This is a genomic window from Acaryochloris sp. 'Moss Beach' (genome assembly GCF_021497025.1).
GTDB lineage: Bacteria > Cyanobacteriota > Cyanobacteriia > Thermosynechococcales > Thermosynechococcaceae > Acaryochloris > Acaryochloris marina_A.
This window is the reverse complement of the sequence record NZ_CP071717.1, coordinates 5,468,377-5,484,136: the sequence shown is the minus strand read 5'-3', so window position 1 is coordinate 5,484,136 and position 15,760 is coordinate 5,468,377. Positions and strand designations below refer to the sequence as shown.

The 15,760-nt window shown below is 45.3% G+C and carries 13 protein-coding genes and 1 pseudogene; 3 read left to right on the top strand and 11 right to left on the bottom strand.

What is annotated here, in order from left to right:
• Positions 1–187 precede the first annotated feature (187 nt).
• The gene (locus HRE53_RS25700; protein ID WP_235108484.1) at positions 188–571 is read left to right on the top strand and encodes a hypothetical protein; all 384 of its coding nucleotides are present in this window, start codon (positions 188–190) and stop codon (positions 569–571) included.
• Positions 572–651: 80 nt separating this feature from the next.
• Complete coding sequence (locus HRE53_RS35300; RefSeq protein ID WP_396133406.1) at positions 652–786, top strand: hypothetical protein; 135 nt, start codon at positions 652–654, stop codon at positions 784–786.
• Positions 787–875: 89 nt separating this feature from the next.
• Here HRE53_RS35300 and HRE53_RS25690 read toward each other — a convergent pair whose 3' ends face one another.
• From HRE53_RS25690 to HRE53_RS25650, 10 genes and pseudogenes are all read right to left on the bottom strand, one after another.
• Positions 876–3,299 carry a sucrose synthase gene (locus HRE53_RS25690; protein WP_235108483.1) on the bottom strand — a complete coding sequence of 808 codons (2,424 nt, stop codon included), beginning with the start codon at positions 3,297–3,299 and terminating at the stop codon, positions 876–878.
• A gap of 157 nt (positions 3,300–3,456) precedes the next feature.
• A complete protein-coding gene (locus tag HRE53_RS25685; RefSeq protein ID WP_212665953.1) occupies positions 3,457–3,810 on the bottom strand; it encodes a DUF1257 domain-containing protein in 354 nt (117 codons plus the stop codon).
• Between the two features lie 126 nt (positions 3,811–3,936).
• Positions 3,937–5,442 carry an AAA family ATPase gene (locus HRE53_RS25680; protein ID WP_212665952.1) on the bottom strand — a complete coding sequence of 502 codons (1,506 nt, stop codon included), beginning with the start codon at positions 5,440–5,442 and terminating at the stop codon, positions 3,937–3,939.
• Positions 5,443–5,528: 86 nt separating this feature from the next.
• Entirely contained in the window at positions 5,529–5,855 is a 327-nt protein-coding gene (locus tag HRE53_RS25675) for a hypothetical protein (protein ID WP_212665951.1), read from the bottom strand.
• 118 nt (positions 5,856–5,973) lie between these two features.
• On the bottom strand, positions 5,974–6,672 hold the full coding sequence (gene surE, locus HRE53_RS25670) for a 5'/3'-nucleotidase SurE (RefSeq protein WP_235108482.1): 699 nt from the start codon (positions 6,670–6,672) through the stop codon (positions 5,974–5,976).
• A gap of 51 nt (positions 6,673–6,723) precedes the next feature.
• Positions 6,724–7,608 carry a diguanylate cyclase gene (locus HRE53_RS25665; protein ID WP_235108481.1) on the bottom strand — a complete coding sequence of 295 codons (885 nt, stop codon included), beginning with the start codon at positions 7,606–7,608 and terminating at the stop codon, positions 6,724–6,726.
• Positions 7,609–7,879: 271 nt separating this feature from the next.
• Positions 7,880–9,598 carry a gamma-glutamyltransferase gene (gene ggt, locus HRE53_RS25660; RefSeq protein WP_235108480.1) on the bottom strand — a complete coding sequence of 573 codons (1,719 nt, stop codon included), beginning with the start codon at positions 9,596–9,598 and terminating at the stop codon, positions 7,880–7,882.
• 146 nt (positions 9,599–9,744) lie between these two features.
• On the bottom strand, positions 9,745–10,110 hold the full coding sequence (locus tag HRE53_RS35295; protein ID WP_396133405.1) for an NACHT C-terminal helical domain 2-containing protein: 366 nt from the start codon (positions 10,108–10,110) through the stop codon (positions 9,745–9,747).
• On the bottom strand, positions 10,037–11,599 hold the full coding sequence (locus HRE53_RS25655; RefSeq protein WP_235111260.1) for an NACHT domain-containing NTPase: 1,563 nt from the start codon (positions 11,597–11,599) through the stop codon (positions 10,037–10,039). The genes HRE53_RS35295 and HRE53_RS25655 overlap by 74 nt, the downstream gene beginning before the upstream one ends.
• A gap of 408 nt (positions 11,600–12,007) precedes the next feature.
• Positions 12,008–12,373 (bottom strand): annotated as a pseudogene (locus HRE53_RS25650) (NACHT domain-containing protein); the annotation flags it as partial.
• 406 nt (positions 12,374–12,779) lie between these two features.
• On the opposite strand from HRE53_RS25650, the gene HRE53_RS25645 reads away from it, so the two are divergent.
• On the top strand, positions 12,780–13,445 hold the full coding sequence (locus tag HRE53_RS25645; RefSeq protein ID WP_212665945.1) for a sigma-70 family RNA polymerase sigma factor: 666 nt from the start codon (positions 12,780–12,782) through the stop codon (positions 13,443–13,445).
• A gap of 76 nt (positions 13,446–13,521) precedes the next feature.
• Here the strand turns inward: HRE53_RS25645 and HRE53_RS25640 are convergent, their stop codons facing one another.
• Positions 13,522–15,609 carry a protelomerase family protein gene (locus HRE53_RS25640; protein WP_235108479.1) on the bottom strand — a complete coding sequence of 696 codons (2,088 nt, stop codon included), beginning with the start codon at positions 15,607–15,609 and terminating at the stop codon, positions 13,522–13,524.
• Positions 15,610–15,760: the final 151 nt, after the last annotated feature.

The following is a 15,760-nucleotide window of genomic DNA, read 5'->3' as shown; positions in this document are numbered from 1 at the left end:
AACTCAGCTTGTTTATGATTTTGAAAAAAATCTATCTAAATAAAAAGATAGACATTAAGCTAGACAACTCAAACAATTCCTGAGACATGATGTTAAACCTGGACTTGACATACTAAGAACTAAGCCTGATTTACACCTTAGTAGTGTCATTTCTACCATGATAAGTACCCAGCTCAATGTAACTCCTTTGTCTCTGAATCGTGAAGGAGCTATCAACCAGCTTCCTTCTATTTTGGCGATGCAGCGGTTTCATGCTTTGAACGATCAAAGAAGTGGGAGCTTTATCCAGAAGATGCAAATATCTTCTACTTCTTTAAAGATGCTCAATCGGATTGTCGAGAAATTTCCAGCCCAGGACATCTATCAAATCGGTAAAGAATTAGGAGAGAGGGAATTTAGAGCATTTTATCTAGCCTTTGCCCCCAAGAATCCTTCCTTGCTCGATTTAGGTTGGAAGACGATTCTAGAGAAGTGGTGGGTTTATGCCTATTTGTCTGAGTACGGTAACGTTAATCTTGAATTAAGCCAAGAACAAAGTGATTATTTTTTTTGTAACGTTTACCAATACTAAGATCCATCGCACAAAAGCGACAAAAAAACAAGCCAGTATGCCCACTGGTTGCTGGCGTTCTAGCAGGATTCTTTAGCAGCTTGTCAGGGTATGAATATGAGGCCATCGAAACTGAATGCCATGAGAAGGGGCATCAAAATTGTACGTTTATTCTAGGGAACAGTGGCCTGGTTAATTCTGAAGCATTTTGGCAAGCAGTCCACGATATTCACTAAGCCATTCACTTGATATTGATGTATAAAAAATATGGTCACAGCAAAATTTTAAGTTAGAAATATTTTGATATCAAAGTTCTACATTTTGTTTAGGAATCCATATGCTTAGCCAATAGCTTTTTCGCCATGGGTTTATACAGTAGATAGAAAATAGTCTCGATATATCGGAGCATATCTTCTCTATTTTCCCTAGAAGTATAGTTCCAAAAACCATATATTTTGGCAAGAGATAGTAAGCGACTGGTGTGGATTTTCCAAGTGTAGGTGGTATAGACTCGCTCGATAGCTTGTTCTGAAATTTGTTGCCAATAGTCTGGATTGGTTTCACATTCCTTTGTGAACTCTAGCAATTTAGCGGCAATTTCTTCTGTATGGGTTGGGTTGATATAAAAACCATCGATACCATCTCGGATAATTTCTAATGGCCCCCCAAAACGTGTGGCAAAGGTAGGAAGTCCAGAAATCATGGCTTCTAAAACCGTTAAGCCAAAAGCTTCAAATAGGGCAGGTTGGACAAAGATACCTTTGTGATCGGCAATGACTCGATAGACTTCACCCGAATCTTGCTTGGGAAAGCGAACCCCTAACCAGCGAATTTTTCCATGTAAGTTGTATTGGTCAATGATTCGGTACAGACGTTCGATTTCGTTAATTTCTTCATGATCGACAGAATCACCCGTTCTCAGTTTTCCTGCTACCAGAATGAGGTTGTAGTGCTCCTGGAGTTGAGGATGCTGGCCAAAGCATTCTGCCAAGCCTGTTAAATTTTTGATCCGATCCAATCGAGCCATGGAAAACAGTGGAGGTTTTTCTGGGTCTTCTAAATAACCAAATACATGTTCAGGGTCTTCAAGGGTAAACAGCAACTCTTCCAGCCGATTTATATCTCCTGGTGTTCTCTCCTGGTGACGTGTGAAAGGGAAATAGACACTTTCATTGACGCCAGGGGGGACAACATTAAATTTAGGACTGAACAATTCTGCCCCATACACAACATGGTACAGATCGGGCATGGTGAAGGAGCGATAGCTTTCATACTGACCAATGGTATCGGGGCGACCTGCAATTTCTTGATAGGTACTGGTGACCACGAAATTCGCCGCATTCATAGCAATGAGATCGGCGGTAAACTGCATGGAAAAGTGATATTGCTCTTCTAGATCTTGCCAATACAGATTACTGAACAAATACTTCGATTTCTCTAGGGCATGGGCGACGTTGCATTGGGTCACTCCTAACCGACGAGATAGGAGAAAGGCGACTAAGTTGCCGTCTGTATAGTTACCAACAATCAAATCTGGCAACCCTCGGAATTCAGCTAGTAATTCCCGTTCCGCATCAATGGCATAGGTTTCTAAGTAGGGCCAAATCTCAAACCGGGAAATCCAGTTCTGGGTGTATTTGGGATTCAGCTCTCGGAAGGGAACTCGCAAAATCCAAACGTTGTCGGTAGCATGAACTTTTTCGAGCCGCTGATTGCAGAGGGTTCCTTCACTATTGGGAATCAATCGAGACAGGATAATAAGTTTGGGCTGAACTTCTAGGGTATCTAGACCTGCGAACTGTAGATCTTCTTGCAGCTGTTTCTCTAGGCTTTTGGCCTGATCGAGGACATAGACGACTTGCCCACCGGTATCGGGCCTGCCCAAAACTCCTTCTTGTCCAAAGTAGCCGTGAATCGAAACCAGCACGATCTTAAAGATCATGGGAATGCGAGAGATAAAGGCTTCTAAAACTTGATCGTCAGGAGAATCGATCAGCTCATCTAGCATTTCCAAGGTTTCTAAAACTCTGGCGGCGGTATTCCCCCAGCCCGGCTCGAATCCTAGTTCTTGAAAGTCAAATCTAAATTCGGGATAGGGCTGTTCTGGAGGTAGCCCACCCACTAAGCCAATGGCTTGTTTTACGCACTCAGACAGCTGTTCTGGATTTTGGATCCTTTGGTTAATGAGGAGTTGAGTGCCGTTGTAAGAATGGAGTTTGAGGAATGAGAAGAGGGAGAATAGCCATTGTTGAGGCCCCTCAAACATCTTGCTAGATAAGTATCGATTGAGATACTGAACGCCTCGACCAATATTCTTGGGATCTCGGATGACGGGAGAATAGTCGTAGAAGGGACGGAAATCGATTTCGAGGATGTCTCCATCTTGGGGATGGTAGTGCCCCACAAACCGATCGCGCAGGTCCAGTAGCTCATCAACCTGGATTTGCTCATAGACCAATTCTCGTGAATCTAAGCGGTAGGCTTCTTCAGAAGCTATTTTGGGACGAATAATCAGATAGAGATTTTCATCCTCGACCAGGATTTCTTGGGTATAGTAAATCAGCTTCTGTAGGCGTGAAGAGAGCTGAAAGGCAGGGGTTTTCTTATATTTCTCGCAGAAGGTGTCAAATACGCTCAGAATGTCGTTGCGGAGTAAATAGCGCTCGGATTGATTATGAACTTCACTGGCAAACTGCCGCAAATCCGTTTTTTCGTCACTATTTAAGACCGCTTGAATCAACTGAGACATAAAGATGCTCCGGACATGGGACCTAGGACTATATTAAGTCTGATGGCAACAGACGTATCAATAGAGTTGTCAGGGGTTACGAATGTTAAACATTGTGGACATAAAAAAGGCTGACCCTGAGGCCAGCCTTTAGGATTTTTGGGAACGCGCAGAGAGATTAGTGATGGAGAACCAACTTAACATTGGCATTCTGGAGCTCAGGTCGCTTAATCTCTGACAATGTTTTAGTGACGGCGTACTTCTGATTGATGGAGTTAATGAGTTCTGTCTGATTATGCTTTTTGGCAACGCCCCATAGATCAGCAATCAGATCAAAGGAGCCATCAGTATTATGGGACCAACCCAAATCATATTCACCGTCTAAAACAGCAACGATGTCTGCCCGAACACGCTGGCCGTTATAGCCCCGTACATCGGCATTCGTTTTAACTTCAATACCGAGATCTTTCAGAGAAGACTTAAGAATTTCAGCTTCAGTGATCTTGGTGCGGAGAGTACTAAAGTGTGACATTGGATGTTCCTCCAGGAATTGAGATAACAACGTTTGGTTGGGATAAACCGCAACGCTGACAGAATTGCGGTTGGATGAACTAGCGTATAGCTAGTGGTTTCTCCTGCTGGGAACAGGAGAAAGCTTTTAGAACTCCAGTCGCTGATATTCTGCGACTGAGGCTGCTGCAGGACGGGCTCTTTGGCGAGCCCACTCCCGTAAAGCCATTACCTGCTCGGTCATTGTTTTGGAGAGAGGCAAGGTGGAGCGGCTGGCAGCAATAATATCAAGTTGGGTAAATTCGCGATTCTGGGCAAAGGCTTCATACATGGCAGCGATGACAACTTGTTCAATTTCAGCTCCCGAAAAGCCCTCGCAAACGTTTGCTAGCTCCTCTAGGTTAAACCGGGAAACGTCTCGACGGCGCTGGGAGAGATGAATATTGAAAATTTGCTGGCGCTCTTGCTGGGTCGGCAGATCGACAAAGAAAATTTCGTCAAATCGACCTTTGCGTAGGAATTCGCCAGGTAGCCGCTCAACCCGGTTAGCGGTGGCCATGACAAAGACTGGAGAGGTCTTTTCCTGCATCCAGGTTAAGAAAGACCCGAAAATTCGACTGGATGTACCGCCATCTGAATCTGCCGATCCGGCACCACCGGCAAAGGCTTTGTCCATCTCATCAATAAATAAGATGGCTGGAGAAATGGACTCAGCGGTTTTAAGGGCGCTTCGCAGGTTAGCCTCTGAACGTCCCACCATGGAGCCATCGTAGACGCGTCCCATATCTAGGCGGAGAAGAGGTAAGCCCCATAATCGCGAAGTGGTTTTGGCAATCAAGGATTTTCCGCATCCAGGAACCCCCAAAATTAACATGCCTTTGGGCTGGGGTAAGCCATATTCCCGTGCCCGTTCCGTAAAGGCTTCCGAACGCTGGGTAAGCCAATGCTTCAGCTCTTCTAAGCCACCGACTGCATCAATGGTTTGATCACATTCGATATAGTCCAGAATGCCGTTCCGGCGAATCAGCTGTTTCTTTTCTGAGAGGACCACTTCAACTTCTGATTCTGTGAGTTGGCCGGTCGTTACTTTGGCTTTGCGGTAAACTTTTTCGGCTTCATCTTTAGTCAATCCTAGGGCTGCTTTCAGCAACTTTTCCCGTGCGGGTGTTCCTAAAGGACGACCGGTCAGGAGTAACTGCCGATCGAGAACGTCTTGCAGTTCTGCCAGGTCAGGAAAGGGATAGTCGAGTACGACCATTTCTTTCTCGAGTTCGAGGGGGACCTGATGGACGGGAGACATCAAGATAATAGTTTTGTGGGTGTTTTTGAAGCTTGCGATCGCATCTCGTAACCATCGCACGACTTCAGCACTATCCAGGAACGGATGCAGATCCTTGAAGATAAAAATGGCATTTTGACGTTCCCCAATCGCTGACTGAATCGCCATCTGGGGGGAAACAGTACTGTGTTGGGTGGAACTGCGGGGTTGCCCATATTCAACAGTCCCCCGAGTCAGGGTCCAGACAAACACTTTCTGTTCCGGTTGCCTTTGAGCAATAGCAGCAATAGCCTCCTCTGCCCGTTCTTCCTCAGGAGTAACGAGGTAGATCAAAGGATATTGAGCTTGGATAAGAATACTTAGCTCTTCTTTCATGACCTTTGTCTTCCAATGCAGGGGGTTGATTACAGAGGATGCATGAAGTTGGACAAACAGCTACAAAGCCCTAAGAGTCTGAATAATCAGACACTCGCTCCCACGAGTTCTTCGGCAGCTGCAGGTTGAACCTTCAGTCCATCATCACTTAACATGGCAGGTTGCTCTTTCAGAGAAACCATCTCACCCGCTCGCAAAACTACAGTCGTAGTACATTCGGGGCAGGCATAGACTTGGTGGGTAGACCCATGAGACGCTTCTGTTTGCTCCACCACCTCAGGATGACCCAGGTAAAAATCAATGGCCCGCTCAGCAATGGCTGACATGGGCTCTGCATCAACGGCACCTCGGATTTTGAGCTGACGATGAAGGTCGGGTGGCAGGTAAAGAGTAACCTTTTGTTTATCTTGCATATGACTTAGTGAATGGATACCCGGGTATAGGATACAGCTTAAAGATTAGACATATTGCTGTCAAGCTGTCAAACCGTTATGACGTCAATATCTTTACATTAGTACATAAAGCTGACTATCACACTTGCATCTGAGTGACGGCAATATTTCCTTGAAAACAGATATCTACATCACTACCCGGCTCATGTTCGCGACCGTGATAATTACCGGAATAGACGAGTCCTGCTGCTTCCTGACGATAGGCAACCGGGAGGGGTTTTCGGGATAAGGGGCAATGAATAATCGCTGGATCGGCAGCCTCTGGAGGGAGATGAGGTAAGTTGACATTCCAAAATGCTTGGTTGGGCAGGGGCTGCTTGAGTAAGTACTCGATAACCTGCTGGGCCCAGCGAGTAGAACGAGACCAATCGATGGGGCGGTCCCGGCGATGATATTGGGAAATGGCAATCCCCGGAATTTGGTGTAACGCGGCTTCGCGAACGGCAGCAACGGTTCCTGATACATAGATGTCCGATCCTAAGTTGCCTCCCTCATTGATGCCGGACAGAACCCAGGTGAGGGTGGGGCAGAGATGCTGAAGCGCCACCCTCACACAATCCACAGGAGTACCTCCAATTCCGTAGCTAAGCAACAGCTTATTCCCCAGCGGTATCTTCCGCTTTTCGATGGCAATGGGGCCTGAGGTCGTCACTTGATGCCCACAACCTGAATGGTGGGTGAGGGGAGCGATGATTAAGAGGGGCTGATCGATGGCCTGTCCTAAGGCTGAGATTCCTGGGGCGTCAATGCCATCGTCGTTGGTAAGAATCCAAGTCATGCCAAAAGGCACATCATAGTATTTCGGCAGACGATATGGGAACGCTTGAAACTATAGGTTGGCGTGATGGGTGGAGCAATTTCGGCCTGATTGTTTGGAATGGTATAAGGCTTGATCGGCCTCATCGATCAGTTCCTTGGCCGTTTTATAGGTGGATTCTTGAGTTGCGATCGCAGTCGCAATCCCCACACTGATCGTAACGTCTTGAATGGGCCAGCCATAGTTATCCACCGCCTGTCGTAACGACTCGGCCACTGTAAAAGACCCCTGCTGGTCACTGTCCGGCAAACACACCACAAATTCTTCCCCACCATAGCGACCGGCCAAGTCGCTTCGGCGTAAGTTGGTTTTGAGGATGCCGGCAATGAGTACGAGGGCTTGGTCACCTGCAGAGTGACCGTAGGTATCATTAAAGGTTTTGAAGTAATCTACATCTAGCAACAAGATGGATAAGGGGCGTTGAGTGCGCGTCGCAAAAGACTGGTACTGCTGAAGTTGGGTGAGAAACCCTCTGCGATTCATCAACTCTGTTAAGGAATCGGTATAGGCCAGTTCGGTGAGGCGAAAATTCTCTTGCAGAATGCCCTCTTGAAATCGTTTGAGGGCCTCACTCTCTCGGGCGATGCCCAAGATGGAGTTTGAGCTGGGGTCAAAGCTAAAGGACCAAGTTAAGTAGGTCTGATTACCATCTGCTTTGCAGTGCAGGGTTTCAAAGCTGGGGATGATCTGATTGATCGTAGATTGGAGGGTCTGCTGGGTTTGCTGTATCCATTCAACATGGACAAAATCAAGAAAAGACCGCCCTTGGACTCGACTGGTATCCCAGCCGAATAGCTGAGTAAATGCATCATTTACTCGGTGGATAGTGTAGTTGGGCTTCAATAGACAGATGATCTCTGGGCAAATATTGAAGAGTTGGTCCAGATTTGGTTCCAAGATAAGTCTCGACTGCAGAGGGACTTGTTGTTCGGTTAATAGGTGAATCTTGATATTCCTGAAAAAAACAGCTTAATTGACTAAATTGCAGAAAAATATAGTGCCAGTCGCTAATTTCATGAGCGACTGAAATGGCTTAAATAGTGAGATGTTGTGGGTTCTATTCTGTCTTAAGATACCCGAAAAGATTGGGCTTGATACGTGCAAACTTTCTATGTATTGAGAGTAAAATTGCACCGTTTGTGATTCTAGTTTTTTGAGACGTACGGTTTTAATAACCTAATGCTGTCCCTTCTCCTCGGGGATCAGCAGCGCCGAACAATTCATCTTGGGGCGTCACTTCAATTAAGTTGGCATTGCCCCATTGAGTTCTCCCTTGAATGTCATGTCCTCGCTGTTTCAGCTCTTCCACAGTTGTTTGAGGAAATTGCACCCATTCTTCCATGCGTAAGGGCAAAGGTCGCCATTGGTGATGAACTTTAGGGGCATGAATCGCCGTGGCTACATCCTGCTCAAAGACCAAAACATTCATGACTAACTGCAATACGGTGGTGATAATCGTGCTGCCCCCGGCGGCCCCAACCACCAGCCTTAATTTCCCTGCTTCCGTCACGATGGTCGGCGTCATGCTGGAGAGGGGTTTTTTGGTGGGTGCGATCGCATTTTGAGTATTGCCAACTAACCCAAAGGCATTGGGGACCCCCGGCGCGGTCGCAAAATCATCCATCTCATTATTTAGAATGATTCCTGTTCCTGGGACGACGACCCCGGCCCCAAATCCTAAATTGAGGGTAAAAGTGAGGCTGACGGCATTGCGATCGCGATCCACTACATTTAAGTGACTGGTATCATTCGACTCTTTTTGCAGCCACTTCAACGTCTGGGAATTCATGGCCTTAACCTGCTCCGCCGGGCGAGCTTGATTAGGATTAATCTCCTGAAAGCGACGCTGGGCATATTGAGGACTGATCAATTCCTGGACTGGAACCTCAACGAAATCAGTATCTCCTAGATATTCAGCGCGATCGGCATAGGCAATTTTCATGGCCTCTACTAAGGCATGTAAATAATCAGGATGATCTGCCTTTGTAGAAAATGGCTGCCCTAAAGTGAGTAGATTTAATATCTGGATCAGATGAACACCCCCCGAAGAAGGGGGAGGCATAGAGCAGACTTGCAGTTGTTGGAACTCACCACATAAGGGCTCTCGCCAAGTAGGGGCATAGGTTTTTAAATCCCAGAGAGAGACGATGCCATCATTTTTCTGCATATCCTTGGCAATCGCTAGGGCGATAGAGCCAGAGTAAAAAGCCTGGGGATCCTGGGCGAGTCGTTTGAGGGTGTTAGCTAAGTCTGTTTGGATGAGGCGACTGCCAACGGCTAACGGTTGACCCTTGGGGAGAAAAATCTTCTGAGCAGCGGGGTTTGCTGCAAGAGCCTTTTGACGCAGGAGGATGATACGGTGAGTGCGATCGCTCACCACAAATCCCTCTTCCGCCAATTTGATTGCAGGATTCAGCAACGTTTGCCAAGGCAATCGACCATATTTTTGGTGAATAGCTTGCAAACCTGCAACGGTGCCAGGAACGGCTACGGCTCGATGACCATCAATACTAGCTCGGGGAATCACCTGCCCCTCTGCATCAAGGTAGAGTCGAGAGTTTGCTTTCAGAGGTGCCCGCTCACGAAAATCTAGGGCAATCATCTGATTGGTTTCCCCGAGTCGCAAAAGTAAGAATCCCCCTCCTCCAATCCCTGCGGAGAAGGGTTCCGCCACTGATATGGCCATCGCTGTGGCCACGGCAGCATCTACAGCATTGCCACCTTGCTTGAGGATCTCTAAACCAACCCGTGTTGCGTCGGGATGGGCAGAGGTGATGAGGCCCGTTCGACCCTGAGTAGAAGGTGGAGCTGCAAGACACGGGCTAACTAAGGTGCTAATGGCAAAACACATGCTAGAGCAAGTAGCCCAAAATTTTAATAGCACCATAGGGGGTATATTGATGGCCGAACGAAGAGATTTTTAAAGCACAATCCAATTAGCCATTAGCTTATCGTGAAATAGGAGTCATTCACTCGACTTGAAAGCCGTTTAGCTCAATGTCAGGGGATAGGCTTTGAGATTTCTACTAGCTATTATTTATTGGCAACTAATATTCTGGATTCAATGCCGTCCCATATTGATTGCGAGTATGATAAAGAAGATCTCTGGCAGTGAATGATAACAATCATGGACTTGAGGTAATTATTCAATAAATTCAAGTCTTTTAAAGAAAAGCTAACCAATTCAAAATTAACTTTAAACGCATCAATCCAAATCTGCTGAGCACGCTTAGCGAATTCCATATTCTCCTCGAAAGGTGCTAATGCACTTGGGATATCACTTTTTAACAACTCAAGGGCTCTAACCAGCTCATTGAAGTCTACATTATTGAATATTTTCGCTTCCTTGAATTTTTTTAGCACTAATAATTGAAATCTTAATTGCACGCAAAAATGCATTTTTATGGGTGCTTTCTATGCCGCAATACATCACTGTGTCGGTCGTTCTATTGCGATCTAATGCTAGGGTTAGCAGCCGTCTATTCGTAAGAGCACCTGTAAGCTCACGGGCTAAGTCATAGGTATAATAAAGTCTTTTTTTGAGGATAGCATCATCAGGGTTTGAGAAGCGGGTAATGGGATAGAGAGGATGTACCCCAGGGAAAAAGAGTCCAATTGCAGTAGCCCTTTTGGCTGCTGACTTAAAATCACCTTCTGTATCTTGAGTACTCAGATCTGCACATTGAAGTAACTTCTGGAGGGGTGGAGAACTGTCTAGATAGCTTCGAGCATGTCTGTCCATGATTTGTAAAATTTTATCTGCCTTACTCATACCTGATAACAACAAGAAAATTTCTTGCCAACGGTCATCCGTTAAATATTGTTCAATCAAGTCTTGCAAAAGAAAATCATCATTTTTGGACTGAGCAAAAATATACTGAGCAGCTAGAAATTCTTGTATGGTTAAGTGCGAAAATGAGTATACAGATTCGACCCGTTCAACCAATAGACCATGTTGTAATTCAATTGATTTCAAGACTTTCTTGCCATCAATTAAAGCAATATCAGGAAGCATTTCACTCAATAGTTCCTCGATTTGCTGGGTTAGCGTTCGTCTTGTGATAAATAATTCATCTCTCTGAAAGGCATCAAAAGCAATTTTTGACAGAATAATCTCTTTGCGTTTTGTTGCCAGTCCTTTATAAATACCTTCTCTCGGAACATCCTTTTCGGCATCCCATTCTTCTAAAAGCACCCATAGAGACTTTTCATACAAAGTGGCTCTGTGCTTCGGGAACTGTCCTTCCCTTTGGAAAACAAGGCAAAGCATGGTGAGCAGTAATGGCGTTCGAGTCAGCTCTTTTGCTGCCGTATTACTATCAGTATTGAGTTGCTCCCAACATTTTCGACCCTGTTGGGGTTGATTATAAAACCATTTCTCTATAAACTGCCTGATCTGATGATCATCAAACTCGGCAATCACAACATCTGTGAAATTGCGGAGGTTATATCTGTATGCTGCAGGTCTACAGGTAATGATGAACCGATTTTGGTGAAATCGATTGGCAAAGTCTTGGATTTTTGAAATCGCCTCGCTCATTTGCTCCATCGGCACTTCATCCAGCCCATCCAGCAATAGCAGCAAATTCCCTTGCACCAGAGCTTTCTCTAAAAAATGTTGCGGTTTAGAAAAACCACAAATTTTGAATTCTTCAATAATTGCTGATTCCAGATCAACTTCTGTAAAGCTAAATTTTTTTAGCTCAATAAAGATGGGAATGCAGTTATATTCATAGCTCTCTTGATATCTATTATGGAGGGTCTCTAGTCCTATTTTTCGTAAGAAGGTAGATTTGCCTGTGCCAGGACCACCTAATACCATCAAATATTGATATGCATTAGCTATCTCTATGCCAGATTGTCGTTTAGCTCGCTTTTCTTCTAGCAAGAAAACCTTGCGCTGACGGTAGTTTTCTTCGAGCCAATTGATGGACTCAGAGCTAAGGACAGAATCTTCATTCAGTAAGTGCATTGTGGTATAGAGTGAATCCAGCTGAGCTGGCCCTCTCATCCCCAATACTTTCAAAATGCCATGACGCTCAGAATACCGTCTCAAATATGCTTCCGTCGAGAAAGAGCATTGCTGATTGCTATGGGTATCAGATCTATGTTGCAGAGAAGCGTTTAGTGTTCTATTGTTTTCGGCAACACTATAAGACACATCGGGTAAAGAAGAAATCGGTTGGCTTGTGTTATAACCATAGTCAGTGACTTGTTTGGATTTAGAAGGCCTGAGACGCTCCCATTCGTCGTAAAACTTTTCTAAATTATCTGCAGTATGGTTCCGATCAAACCAGAGCTTAATTGTAAAATTCCATTTGTGCGATCCTCGGGGCTGAGAACGATTATCTACCAGGATATTTAAGAATTTTTCTAATAATTTGAGTGAAGTTTTAACGTGATTATTATCAAGCTGACCACTATAAGCATCCGATTGGGTCAGTGAAACTAAGGCATGAACAGTCGTCTCCACCACCAGTTGATAGTCTGTCTGCCAATTGACTCTGATTTTTGATCGTAGCTGCTCACTAATTTCGAATTCATCATTTGAATAGGCAAGTAGAACTTCCAGCAGACGCTTTGTCCTTCGTCTAGGGACTGGGCCATAGGTCAAATGATTTCTCCCATTTTCATGATCGAGAAATGGGCCAGAGTCATACATAGGCCGAGGTTGAATGCACTAAAAGATATGTACGGTAGATGTAACTTGCTAAGTTAATCATAGATCTAGATGCGGTGGTTTCTGGCCATTACAACACTAATAAAGTTAATGGCAATTGATAGGTTAGAGAGCTACCTTTAACTCTAGAAGCTTCTGCTCATATAGCTTTTTGCGATTATAAAGGACTTGTTGCTTGCCGTTACTAGCATCAAGTTATCAGTTGTTATGTGAACTAGTCGTAACTTCATGGTTTGGTCTGGAAATGGTTTTGTTGTTTTGAGGGCTTAGGACTCCTCAGGTGCTTAAAGTGTTTCAGCAATTTTTTTAAGATGGATTTTTATGGGTGATTAATTTGTAAAGAACTAATAGCTTTCGACTTTGCTATTCTCTAGACGACGCAAGACATATGAATATCACTGATCGAGATTCAAATCCAATTGACGTAGAAGTTCTGCCATTGTTATTGGAAGCTCGTCAATATCCTCCAGGTCACTATAAAAGAAAACAATGTTTATCAAAAATAATTAGGATTATCCAAAAATCGAAAAAGCTTTGGCATGAACATACTCCATATTATGAAGATGCCTTACAACTGACTTGGCTTTATTTTTGTCAGAATATATGTGAAGCAGGTACCGGAAAGCAGTTTGACCCAGAACGCAGCAGCATCATTACCTGGTTAAATCAGTATCTTAAATGGCGTTTACGAGACTTTCAGATCAACAAGGCTCAGCATCATACGAGATTTTGTTCTCCTGTCTCATCAACTGGAACTAATAAGGCTGGTGACACTATGGCAAATCTTGCTGCTCCTCCAGATATCCCTCCTATTTTGGAAGTGACCCGTCATTGGGTGGAAACAGATCCATCTGGAGAATTGCGTGAGCTACATATTCTCAATCGACCTGATGCCAATTGCCAAGTGTTGTTGTTGAAGCGCATCTTCTCTGATATGCAATGGGATCAAATTTCTCAGGAGTTTGATCTGCCTATCTCTACACTGAGTAGTTTTTTTCAAAGACGATGTATGCCAGTGGTCAAGAAATTTGGCGAGCAGCAAGGTTTTCTATAAAAAAGTTGACTAGCCGTACTTTAGCGAATATCTTTGGGTTTACGAACAACCCATTCTGTATCCGAGTACTGGTAATTTAATCCAACTCAAGTTGAATTATTTGGTCAATCGTGATCCCAGCTCGACCGTGGCGAGTATTATGACGGCCTTTCAAACCATGGGCCTGATGGTGGAGTTTAATTTCATCTTTGCGGGCATCTAGGACCCGCTGAATCACGCCTTGGTAAGACTTGGTCAATCGTTTGAGGATAGATGAGCTAATCATCCATTTTTCATCAAAGGTTCGAGTGGAAACATTGTTGTAGTCCATGATCGCGTTAATGGCCTGGATGATTTTGGCTTCTGCAGCGGCAGACGTATTACCTGAACGTCTGCCTCTCTTTTGGGGAGAAGAAGATTCTGGATCTGGCGTTGTTGTGGAAGATTTTGTAGATTTAGCCTGCTGAGATGAGGCATGGCCATTCTTGTGGGCCGTTTTATTCTGCGCAGTGTCTAGTTCTGGAGTGGGTTGAGGAGCTACCGAATCTCCCTGCATCACTTGTACTAGCTGTGTCAGTACCGTGGCTAACGTATCTAATTTTTGATCGGTTGTGGATGGTGAGTCGGCTTGACTGGGTGCTGAATCAATTTTAGGTGTAATGTCCGATTTAATAGGTGTAACTTGTTGAGGCGTATCAGATGCGGGAGCTTCCAATTCATGATCCAGATCGTCTAGAAATAACAGAGCATAATGGGTGCGCTGCTCATAGTTGACCCCCTCTTTGGTATAGCTGGTTCGTTCTGCTGTCTTTCCATCAATTAGGGGGAGCTGCCCCGAGCGTATTGCTTCTGCGATCGCTCGTTTATACAGGGGCAAATAATCCTCTGGATAGTAGTCCTGCTCCAGGTCAGAAATTTCTTGCTGGCACAGGTTTCGGATAGCCTCTGGGTCTCTGAGGGGTTGTAGTGGCTCAATAAACAGGTGGGCTAGCTGGTCTAAATCATCTGGGGTCTCACTCATAGGAGTCCCGTCTTTTAGGGATTGTTCTAGCCATTCCAGCAGCACAGACATCTTTTCTTGTTGAGTGCCACGAGGCTCAAACTGGTCGAGCACCTGGAGCCACCGATCCCGTTCATCTTGGTAAAGTCTCAGGGTGGAAATTTCCCGCTTAGGGCGCTGGTGTTGACGTTTAACAGGTCGGATCATTGGTTGTTCTTCCCATTCAGTGAGGGGTTCTGGTTCAATTTGAGGGGCAGCACTTTGGAACACTTGCAGGACCTGCACCCCTGGATCTCGTAGTCGGATACCTTGACGACCATCTATATTGCCCTGGCCGTCACCAATTTTGTAGTCATTGTAATGGCGAGTGGAGGCAAGGGATCGGCGGAGCGTCGTATCCTGCTCCTTCTGGATCAAAAAATGGCCTTGAATCGCAGCCATATACTCAACATCCGCCACAGTGGGGGGAGCGTACCAATGGGTAGAGATCCGAGCATAGATCGTCCGAAATAGGTGGGTATACAGATTACCCCGTCCGGCTCGCTGGGGAATCAGTTCGGCAAAATACCGATCGCAGGCTTTGGCTACGGGGGGACTGTACTTGCGATTAATGGTTTCTAGATCCAATCCCACGGTATTGACTCGTTGCCGGAGGAGATCTAGGGCTGCGATCGCATGCTTAGCAGAAGCAAGGGTAGGAATTTCAAAACGTAGCTCCATGGACTCTTTTCGACGTTTCAGTGCTCCAGTAAACCAAACGCTATAGGGGGAGCAAAAGATAAATTCAGCGGTTTGTAAGAGTTCTGTACAGCGACGTCCGGTTACTACGGCTAACCCAGCGGCGACTTCTGACCAATCCTGACTATCTAGCAGCATTTTGGCGCGATCGACAATGGCATCGGGCTGTTCAATCAGCCCCTGCTGTTCGTTGCGAGCTGCCACCGTATCATTAATCGATAAATTGATTTGAATCCACTCATCCCGTGAGAAATTCATGGTCTCTACGACCACATGCTCTTCACCGAGTTGCTGCTTGAGTGCCTGCCGCACCTCCGTCATCAAATTGCGCTGCTGTTTCAGCTCTTTTAGGCCATGGTCATGCCACTGTTGCTTCATCCAAGTCGACCATTGTTCTGCGATCTGGCGATCTTGAGGAGTATTTCCTAAGGGAGCTACCGCAGGCAAAAATGGGTGATCATATAATTTTTTAAGCCAGCGGCGCATAGTATTGCAAGTACCAGATTGCGATGATTATTACACACCTATTGGTCGATTTCCCATTAGGTATAAAACTTTTGCAAAGCGAGTGATAGTAGTGCTTTCCTCAATACCCAGA